Origin of the sequence: Pontibacter sp. 13R65 (assembly GCF_047525655.1) — a bacterium.
Lineage (GTDB): Bacteria > Bacteroidota > Bacteroidia > Cytophagales > Hymenobacteraceae > Pontibacter.
The window spans coordinates 88,162-98,158 of the sequence record NZ_JBLIQL010000022.1 but is presented as its reverse complement, the minus strand read 5'-3'; the positions used below and the strand labels follow the sequence as shown (position 1 = coordinate 98,158).

Below are 9,997 nucleotides of genomic sequence, written 5' to 3'. Positions count from 1 at the left end.
TGAGAACAAGAAACAGAAGAGCAGTACGCAGAACAGCCTGTTTTTCTAAAAAACAACTAAATCACGAAAATGCAATGAAACTAACTTTCTTCTATAGAAACTATCATACATTCTAGACCACAACCGATTTCTGAACCTCTGTCGCGGTTAAGATGTCCTGTGTAGACCGCAGCGTTTCGCCACTGGTAGCCGCAATGTTTTTAAATGCACCGGATGCCTCAAACGTAGCGTTCTTACCTTTTAGTACGCGCCCTTCCATGGTAGAAATGGCGGTAGCGGCAGAGGCGGTGTCTTTTTTCACATCGTCTACGAGTGTCGCAATTTCATTTGCTGATTTCCGTGAACCTTCGGCCAGTTTTCTGATCTCTTCGGCTACTACTGCAAAGCCTCGGCCAGCCTCACCAGCACGGGCCGCCTCAATGGCAGCGTTCAGGGCCAGCAAGTTTGTTTGAGAAGCTATATCGGTAATTACCCCAAGTGACTTAGAAATTTCCTGAGACCGTGTGCTAAGTACATCAATGGTTTTGGCTGTAAGGGCGGCTGAACTGGAGATTTCTTCCATGTTCTTTACCACTTCCGCCACAGTTTTAAGACCAAGCTGGGAGGTTTCCTCACCAAGTAAAGCAGCCTTATTCACTACTTCCGCTCTGTTGGCTGTTTCTTTGGTGCCTTTCATGATCTCCTCAATCAGCTTGAAGGCCTGGTCTGTTTTGAGTGCTTGGTTTTGAGCACCTTCCGCCATTTGCTGCATCGCCAGGGCCACATCCAGTGTCACACGGTTCATGTCCAGTCCTTTGCTGGCCATTTCTTCAGAAGAAGAACCAACCACCAGCGAGGAGTCATTTATTTCGCCAAGTAAAGCGTTCAGGTTGTCAACGGCCAGGTTCAAAGCGTTGGCCATATCCAAAATATCACCGGCAGTCATGGCTTCTACTTTCTGGGTCAGGTCACCTTCTGAGATGGCCCGTACCACACGAGAAACCTCCAGCACCGGCGTTACAATAGATTCCAGCAGATCGTTGAGGGTGTCTACCAGTTCTTTCCAGCTGCCGCCTACACCTTGCAGGGTAGCACGTTCGGTGAGTTTACCTTCCACGCCCGCTACTCTGGCTACCCGGCTAACTTCACCAGCCAGCCTGTTTAGGTCCACCACCATGGTGTTGATGGTATCGGCCAGTTCTGCTACTTCACCACGTGCTTCCAGCGTCAGTTTCTGCGTAAGGTCACCTTTTGATACCGCTGTTACTACTTTCACAATTCCCCGCACCTGCGTAGTGAGGTTAGAGGCCATGGTGTTTACATTGTCGGTAAGGTCCTTCCAAACACCGGCTACATTGGGCACGTTTGCCTGGCCGCCGAGTTTACCTTCGGTACCTACTTCTAATGCCACACGGGTTACCTCACCGGCAAAGATGTTCAGGTAGTCTACCAGCTGGTTAATATTTTCTTTTAGTTCGCCTAGCTCGCCTTTCACGTCTACCGACACTTTCTGCGTCAGGTCACCTTTTACTACGGCTGTGGCTACTTTAGCAATGTCGCGTACCTGAGAAGTCAGGTTGCTCGCCATGGTGTTCACGTTGTCGGTCAGTTCTTTCCAGGTACCTCGTACTTTTGGCACATTAGCCTGGCCGCCCAGTCTTCCTTCTGTTCCCACCTCACGGGCCACTCGGGTTACTTCATCCGCGAAGATGTTGAGTGAGTCCACCATTTGGTTCAGGTTTTCCTTCAGCTCAGCAATTTCACCGCGGGCTTCTACTGTAATTTTCTGGCTCAGATCACCTTTCGCTACGGCTGTGGCTACTTTGGCAATATCGCGCACCTGAGAGGTCAGGTTGCTAGCCATATAATTAACATTGTCAGTCAGTTCTTTCCAGGTGCCGCCTACGTTTGGTACATTGGCCTGGCCGCCCAGTTTACCCTCTGTTCCTACTTCTCGTGCCACACGGGTTACCTCATCGGCAAATATGTTGAGCGAGTCCACCATCTGGTTGAGGTTCTCCTTCAGGTCCAGGATTTCACCCCTAGCTTCTACAGATACTTTCTGCGTTAAATCGCCTTTGGCAACAGCAGTAGCTACTTTGGCGATGTCGCGCACCTGAGAAGTCAGGTTAGAGGCCATGGAGTTCACGTTGTCGGTGAGGTCCTTCCAGGTGCCGCCCACGTTCGGAACGTTGGCCTGGCCGCCCAGCTTTCCTTCTGTACCTACTTCGCGGGCCACTCGGGTCACCTCGTCGCCGAAGATGTTGAGCGAGTCCACCATGAAGTTGATGTTCTCCTTGAGCTCGGCGATCTCGCCACGGGCCTCCACTGTGATCTTCTGCGTTAGGTCGCCCTTGGCTACCCCGATGGCCACCTTAGCGATACCTCTTACCTGCGTGGTAAGGTTAGAGCCCATGGTATTTACGTTGTCGGTGAGGTCTTTCCACACACCGGCTACGTTTGGTACTACTGCCTGGCCACCTAGCTTACCCTCTGTTCCCACTTCACGGGCCACACGGGTCACCTCATCGGCAAAGATGTTAAGCGAGTCCACCATCTGGTTCAGGTTTTCCTTCAGGTCCAGGATTTCACCAAGTGCTTCCACCGATACTTTCTGCGTTAAGTCGCCTTGTGCAACAGCAGTGGCCACTTTGGCGATGTCGCGCACCTGAGAAGTCAGGTTAGAGGCCATGGAGTTTACGTTGTCGGTGAGGTCCTTCCAGGTGCCGCCCACGTTCGGAACGTTGGCCTGGCCGCCCAGCTTTCCTTCTGTTCCTACTTCGCGGGCCACTCGGGTCACCTCGTCGCCGAAGATGTTGAGCGAGTCCACCATGAAGTTGATGTTCTCCTTGAGCTCGGCGATCTCGCCACGGGCCTCCACTGTGATCTTCTGCGTTAGGTCGCCCTTGGCTACCCCGATGGCCACCTTAGCGATACCTCTTACCTGCGTGGTAAGGTTAGAGCCCATGGTATTTACGTTGTCGGTGAGGTCTTTCCACACACCGGCTACGTTTGGTACTACTGCCTGGCCACCTAGCTTACCCTCTGTTCCCACTTCACGGGCCACACGGGTCACCTCATCGGCAAAGATGTTAAGCGAGTCCACCATCTGGTTCAGGTTTTCCTTCAGGTCCAGGATTTCACCAAGTGCTTCCACCGATACTTTCTGCGTTAAGTCGCCTTGTGCAACAGCAGTGGCCACTTTGGCGATGTCGCGCACCTGAGAAGTCAGGTTAGAGGCCATGGAGTTTACGTTGTCGGTGAGGTCCTTCCAGGTGCCGCCCACGTTCGGAACGTTGGCCTGGCCGCCCAGCTTTCCTTCTGTTCCCACTTCGCGGGCCACTCGGGTCACCTCGTCGCCGAAGATGTTGAGCGAGTCCACCATGAAGTTGATGTTCTCCTTCAGCTCAGCGATCTCGCCGCGGGCCTCCACTGTGATCTTCTGCGTCAGGTCGCCCTTGGCTACCCCGATGGCCACCTTGGCGATACCTCTTACCTGCGTAGTCAGGTTAGAAGCCATGGTGTTCACATTCTCAGTGAGGTCTTTCCACACACCGGCCACATTCGGCACAATAGCCTGGCCACCTAACTTACCGTCTGTACCTACTTCGAGAGCCACACGGGTTACCTCGCCGGCAAATACATTCAAATATTCAACTAATTGGTTTATATATTCTTTCAGTTCGCCCAGCTCGCCTTTCACGTCCACCGACACTTTCTGCGTCAGGTCGCCTTTGGCGATGGCGGTGGCTACTTTGGCGATGTCGCGCACCTGAGAAGTAAGGTTGGAAGCCATGTAGTTTACGTTATCTGTGAGGTCTTTCCACACACCACCTACATTCGGCACGGTTGCCTGGCCACCTAATTTACCTTCCGTACCTACTTCACGGGCCACACGGGTTACCTCATCAGCAAAGATGTTGAGCGAGTCCACCATTTGGTTTACGTTCACCTTCAGGTCAGCCAGCTCACCTTTTACATTGACTGTAATTTTCTGGCTCAAATCACCTTTCGCTACAGCTGTAGATACGTTTGCAATGTCCCGCATCTGGGCTGTCAGGTTGGAAGCCATGTAGTTTACATTGTCGGTAAGGTCTTTCCAAATACCTGCTACGTTGGGCACGTTGGCCTGGCCTCCTAATATTCCTTCGGTGCCTACTTCACGTGCCACACGGGTTACTTCCGCGCCAAACACGTTCAGCCTGTCTACCATTTCGTTGAGGATATCTTTTAGGTCACCCAACTCTCCTTTCACATCCACCGACACCTTTTGCGTTAAATCACCTTTTGCCACGGCAGTGGCTACATTGGCAATATCACGCACCTGCGAGGTAAGGTTACCAGCCATCAGGTTTACATTGTCGGTCAGCTCCTTCCAGGTACCTTCCACTTTTGGCACATTGGCTTGTCCGCCCAGTTTACCCTCTGTTCCTACTTCACGCGCTACCCGGGTTACCTCGCCGGCAAATATATTCAGGGAATCCACCATCGCATTCAGAATATCTTTCAGCTCGGCGATCTCACCTTTTACGTTTACAGTAATTTTCTGAGTTAAGTCACCTTTCGCAACAGCCGTGGCCACATTGGCGATGTCGCGCATTTGCGAGGTGAGGTTGCTGGCCATGGTGTTTACATTGTCAGTCAGATCTTTCCACACACCGGCTACGTTCGGAACCTTAGCCTGGCCACCCAATCTTCCTTCTGTTCCCACTTCACGGGCCACTCGGGTTACCTCGTCAGCAAAAATGTTGAGCGAGTCCACCATCTGGTTTACGTTGTCCTTCAGCTGGGCAAACTCACCGCGCACATCCACCGACACTTTCTGGGTGAGGTTACCCTTTGCAACTCCAATTGCCACATTGGCAATGTCTCGCACCTGAGCAGTCAGGTTGCTGGCCATGGTGTTTACATTGTCGGTGAGGTCTTTCCAGATGCCGGCTACGTTTGGCACTGAAGCCTGACCACCGAGTTTTCCTTCTGTTCCCACTTCGAGGGCCACACGCGTTACCTCACCTGCGAACAGGTTCAGGTTATCGATGGTGCGGTTAATAGTTTCAGCCATTACCTTAAAGTCCCCAGAAACCGGGATCTGGAAGGTTTCGTCGAGATTACCGCGTGAGATATTTTTTAGAACTTTTCCTACTTCGAGTACCGGAACGGCAATAGAGTCAACAAGTCCGTTTATGTTGTTGATCATGTCTTTCCAGAATCCGGAGGCGCTTTCGGCTGAGGCCCGGGCCTTAAGGTTACCCTCTACTCCAGCTACCTTCGAGATACGGGATACTTCCCCTCCTACACCACCTATCATCTCCACCATGGAATTATAGGCTTCTGCAATCTCCGCAAAGATATCGTTGTCCTGCTTGGTGAGGCGTACAGATATATCTCCTTTTTTAAAGGCATCCAGCGCATAAAGCACTTTATAAAGCTGCTCGTTTATATAAGCGTTGTCCTGGTGCTTTAAGCCATTTTTCTTTTCTTCATCTTTTCCGTTTCTGCCAGCAGCCATGCCTGAAGTTTCAGAAGTTTTAGCTCCGTTGCTGGCAGCCTTTGCAGCTGAAGTAGTTGGGTCGGGAACAGCGGGAGACTGTGCTGTCGTGTTTACTTTGGCAGGAGGTGCAGGTGCAGGATCAGCTGCTTTACGAGCAGATGCTTCTTCCACTGTTGTTACCGGAGTCTTCGCTTCAGCCTTTGCTGCGGGCGCAGGCTTTTTCTCTTCTTTGGCATCTACTTCACTAATGAGCTTATCCTTGCTCAACTTCAAATTTTTACCTAAGGCCATATTAAGTGTGATTTGGAAAAATTCAATTTGATCAGAAGAAAAGGTACTTGCATTCTTGCAAACACAGCCCCCTCACCTCGGCTAAATCAAAACCAATGCAATTTAACTATTTTAATCTTATGTTAAAACAGCAATAATAACCTAGTTTAGGCTCCTACAAGTTCGGCGGCGAGTGCTTTATAGTCTTTTGCGCCATTAGACGAGGCATCATAATCTAATACACTTTTCCCAAAAGATGGAGCCTCTGCCAGTTTCACGTTTAGTCGGATCTGGCTCTCGAAAATTCTTTCTTTTACGTTTTCCTGAAGGTATTCCAGTACTTCCTGACTAAGCTTGCGCCGGCTATCAAACATCACCACTACGATACCTTTCACTTTTAGTTTAGGATTGAAAGCTTTTTTCACCTTTGTAATGGTGTTGAGTATCTGGTCTAGCCCCTGTAGTGTCAGCACTTCCATCTGAAGCGGTATGAGTACCTCGTTGGCTGCCGTGAGGGCGTTAAGTGTTAACACCGACAGAGAAGGTGGGCAATCGATCAGCACATAATCGAAACCTTTGGCATCGGTCAGCACATTTTTCAGAAATTTCTCCCGCTCGGGTTGTGTCACAAGCGATATTTCTACATCTACCAGGTCGTTAGAGCCGGGAGCCATCCACATGCCGCCGGTTTCTACCAGAATATCAGATATGTTGCGGTTACCAAGCAGCACATCGGCCAAAGTACCGTCGGGGTTAGTGACTGCCAGCGAATAAGAGAGGTTACTTTGTGGGTCCAGGTCTATGAGCAGCACTTTTTTACCAAGCTTGCTCAGCGCACTTCCAAGGTTTATGGTGGTAGTAGTTTTTCCAGTGCCGCCCTTCTGGTTAATGACGGCCACAACCGTTGTCTTCATAAGATATATGGTAGAAACCTGCAGGCGAAAATGCCTGTTCAGAAGCTAAATCTATTAAATTTATGCTGAAGCCGAAAGTTTTATGCTATTCATTTTAAGGTGAGGGAACTAAGTACCACCGGTTAAATGTGGTTCATATTGTGCGAGAGAAGCTCTCCCTTGCCCACATAGATATCCTGCCACTGCTCCAGCTCCAGCCTGATGGCCAGCACGTTGGCCGGCTCGAGGTAGCCGATGTGCTTATCGAGCAGGTGGCGGGCCAGCTGTGTTATACCAGGGTTGTGGCCGATTAGTAAAATCGTTTTAACTTTGTCGGGTAATGTGCTAATGGCCTCCATCAACTTAGGCTCGCCTGCATTATATAGCTCCGGCACGTACAAAATATCCTGATCGTCGTAGTAAAGCTTTTCAGCCAAGATGCGGGCCGTGGCACCAGTACGCCGGGCAGGACTTGTAACAATAGCATCAACACGGCTAAAGTTATCTCTGATCCAGTGGCCAGTCTGGTGCGCTTGCAGCATTCCGCTTTTTGTGAGCTCTCTTTCGAAATCCGGTTGTAAAGAATAATGTTCCGTCGCTTCCGCATGACGGCATACGAGTACTTGTCTTTGCATATAGTCCGTATAGTTACTAATATTAAGGCTTGCTTGGATGACTTACAACAAATTTGCACCTTGTTGGCTAATGATATACGTGTGCGTTTGTTTTTGTTGGAAAAATTAATTGAACTTTAGGCAAATTTTGGCTGAAGCCGCCAGTAAAATAAAGGATGATAAAAAACTTAGTTATAGTAGAGTCGCCTGCAAAGGCAAAAACGATAGAAGGATATCTCGGAAAAGATTTTGTGGTGAAATCGAGTTTTGGCCATGTGCGTGACCTGCCTAAAGGCAACAACGCCATCGATATTCAAAACGGGTTTAAGCCAACATATGTCGTTTCGAGCGATAAGAAAGAAGTTATTTCTCAACTGAAGAAACTAGCGAAGGAGGCCGAATTGGTGTGGCTCGCGTCGGACGATGACCGTGAGGGAGAAGCTATTTCGTGGCACTTAACAGAAGCTCTGGACCTGAACCACACTAAAACTCGACGGATCGTTTTCAGAGAGATTACTAAAAATGCCATTCTAAATGCCATCAGCTCGCCTCGTGGCATCGACATGGACCTGGTAAATGCCCAGCAGGCCCGTCGGATTCTAGACAGGCTGGTGGGTTTTGAGTTGTCGCCTGTGCTCTGGAAAAAGATTAAAACCGGGCTCTCGGCAGGAAGAGTGCAGTCGGTGGCAGTACGACTGGTGGTAGAGCGTGAGCGTGAGATTGAGCGCTTTAAAGCAGAAGCCACTTTTAGAGTAACTGCCAAATTCGATGTGCAGGGCAAAACGCTGGAAGCAGAGTTACCAGCTAAGTTCAAGACAGAAGAAGAGGCGCAGGCCTTTTTGCAGCGCTGCCTGGGTGCCAGCTACACCATTGATAACCTGGAAACCAAGCCACTCAAACGTAGCCCTGCTCCTCCGTTTACAACCTCTACGCTACAGCAGGAGGCCAGCCGGAAGCTTTACTTTTCGGTAGCCCAAACCATGACGGTGGCCCAGCGACTCTACGAAGCCGGTAAAATCTCCTATATGCGTACCGACTCCCTGAACCTCTCCGACGAGGCAATTCAAGGAGCAGCTAACGCTATTAAAAACTCTTTTGGGGAGCGTTTTGTAAAAACCCGGAAATTCAAAACCAAATCGCAGGGGGCACAGGAGGCGCACGAAGCCATTCGTCCAACCGATTTTTCGGCACTTGTAGGCAGCACCGACCGTAATGAGCAACGCCTCTACGAGCTGATCTGGAAACGGGCCATTGCCTCGCAGATGGCGGATGCCGAAATAGAAAAAACCACGGCCTCCATTGCCATTGGCTTTAAACAAGGCCCTGGCGACCATAATAGATTGGTGGCTACTGGAGAAGTAATCAAGTTCGAAGGTTTTCTGAAAGTATATATAGAGTCGAAAGACGATGAAGATGCTGAAACAGCCGACGACGATGTAAAAGGTATGCTGCCTCCGCTGAGCATTGGCCAGCAGTTGCAACTGCGCCAGATGCAGGCCCTGGAGCGCTACTCTCGTCCGGCTCCTCGGTATACAGAAGCCAGCCTGGTAAAAAAACTGGAGGAAATGGGAATTGGAAGGCCATCTACCTACGCTCCTACTATATCTACTGTCCAAAAACGTGGGTATGTAGAAAAAGATAGTCGCGACGGCAAAGAACGGAGATTCAGAGTGCTTACGTTGCAAAATGACGACATCACTTCTCAAACCAAAACAGAAATAACAGGAGCTGAAAAGAACAAACTCTTTCCTACCGATACGGCCATGGTCGTAAACGATTTTCTGATCGAGCACTTCCCGACTGTTATAGATTACTCTTTTACAGCTAATGTAGAAGCCGAGTTTGATGAAATTGCGCATGGAACCAAAGAATGGGAAAGCATGCTGGACAACTTTTATCAAAAGTTTCACAAGCGGATTGAGTCGAGCGAGAACATATCGAGAGCCGATGTGTCTGGCGCGCGCGAGCTGGGAGTCGACCCAGCCACCGGCAAAACAGTGGTGGCCAAACTCGGCCGGTTTGGCCCTTACGTGCAGTTAGGTGAGGAAGACACAGAAACCGGTACCAAGCCCATTTACGCCAGCCTCCGGAAAGGACAGTTTATTGAGAGCCTGACGCTGGAAGATGCACTGGAGCTTTTTAAACTGCCTCGCATTGTTGGTACCTACGAAGACAAAGATATGACTGCGGCCATTGGCAGGTTTGGACCTTACATACGGCATAACAGCAAGTTTTACTCTTTGCCTAAAACCATAGATCCGCTTACTGTTACTCCCGACGAAGCCATAGCGCTAATCGAAGCCAAACGTAAGGCAGATGCCGAAAAGCTGATAAAAGAATTCCCCGAGAACCCAGATGTGCAGGTGCTGAATGGTCGTTTCGGACCTTATATAGTGGCGGGCAAAAAGAACGTTAAGATTCCGAAAGGCAAAGAGCCATCGGAGCTGACGCTGCAGGAATGTTTGGATTTGGCAGAAGCCACTCCCGAGAAAAAGGGTCGCTTCGCTAAAAAAGCAGCTCCAGCAGCCGAGAAGAAGGCACCAGCCGAAAAGAAAACAACAGCTAAAAAGCCCGCAGCTAAGAAACCGGCAGCCAAAACCACCAAAGCGGCTCCAAAAAAGAAATAAAATATCCCTTACAAGAAAGCCACCAGCTCCGGTGGCTTTTTTGTTAAAGCTTTCTTCCGGAACTATAAAAGACCCATGAGCAACTAATGCCCAATATACCTCTGGAAGGCTAATTTCATTAGC

Annotated in this window: 4 protein-coding genes; 1 reads left to right on the top strand and 3 read right to left on the bottom strand. The window is 49.9% G+C overall.

Annotated features, from left to right (window positions below; all coding sequences use genetic code 11):
* Positions 1 to 112: 112 nt before the first annotated feature.
* The 3 genes from ACMA1I_RS19570 to ACMA1I_RS19560 all read right to left on the bottom strand — a co-directional run bounded on the left by ACMA1I_RS19570 (position 113) and on the right by ACMA1I_RS19560 (position 7,268).
* Complete coding sequence (locus ACMA1I_RS19570) at positions 113 to 5,761, bottom strand: HAMP domain-containing protein (RefSeq protein ID WP_337070169.1); 5,649 nt, start codon at positions 5,759 to 5,761, stop codon at positions 113 to 115.
* Positions 5,762 to 5,907: 146 nt separating this feature from the next.
* Positions 5,908 to 6,654, bottom strand: a complete 747-nt coding sequence (locus ACMA1I_RS19565) for a ParA family protein (RefSeq protein ID WP_337070168.1) — start codon at positions 6,652 to 6,654, stop codon at positions 5,908 to 5,910.
* A gap of 122 nt (positions 6,655 to 6,776) precedes the next feature.
* On the bottom strand, positions 6,777 to 7,268 hold the full coding sequence (locus tag ACMA1I_RS19560) for a SixA phosphatase family protein (RefSeq protein WP_337070167.1): 492 nt from the start codon (positions 7,266 to 7,268) through the stop codon (positions 6,777 to 6,779).
* A 155-nt stretch (positions 7,269 to 7,423) separates the two neighbouring features.
* On the opposite strand from ACMA1I_RS19560, the gene topA reads away from it, so the two are divergent.
* Positions 7,424 to 9,874: a type I DNA topoisomerase gene (gene topA / locus ACMA1I_RS19555; RefSeq protein ID WP_337070166.1), complete on the top strand. Its 2,451-nt coding sequence runs from the start codon at positions 7,424 to 7,426 to the stop codon at positions 9,872 to 9,874.
* Positions 9,875 to 9,997: the final 123 nt, after the last annotated feature.

Bases quoted from the DNA above. Each gene is read 5' to 3' on its own strand.
- ACMA1I_RS19570 (WP_337070169.1), bottom strand. From the start codon at position 5,761: ATGGCCTTAGGTAAAAATTTGAAGTTGAGCAAGGATAAGCTCATTAGT.
- ACMA1I_RS19565 (WP_337070168.1), bottom strand. From the start codon at position 6,654: ATGAAGACAACGGTTGTGGCCGTCATTAACCAGAAGGGCGGCACTGGA.
- ACMA1I_RS19560 (WP_337070167.1), bottom strand. From the start codon at position 7,268: ATGCAAAGACAAGTACTCGTATGCCGTCATGCGGAAGCGACGGAACAT.
- topA (WP_337070166.1), top strand. From the start codon at position 7,424: ATGATAAAAAACTTAGTTATAGTAGAGTCGCCTGCAAAGGCAAAAACG.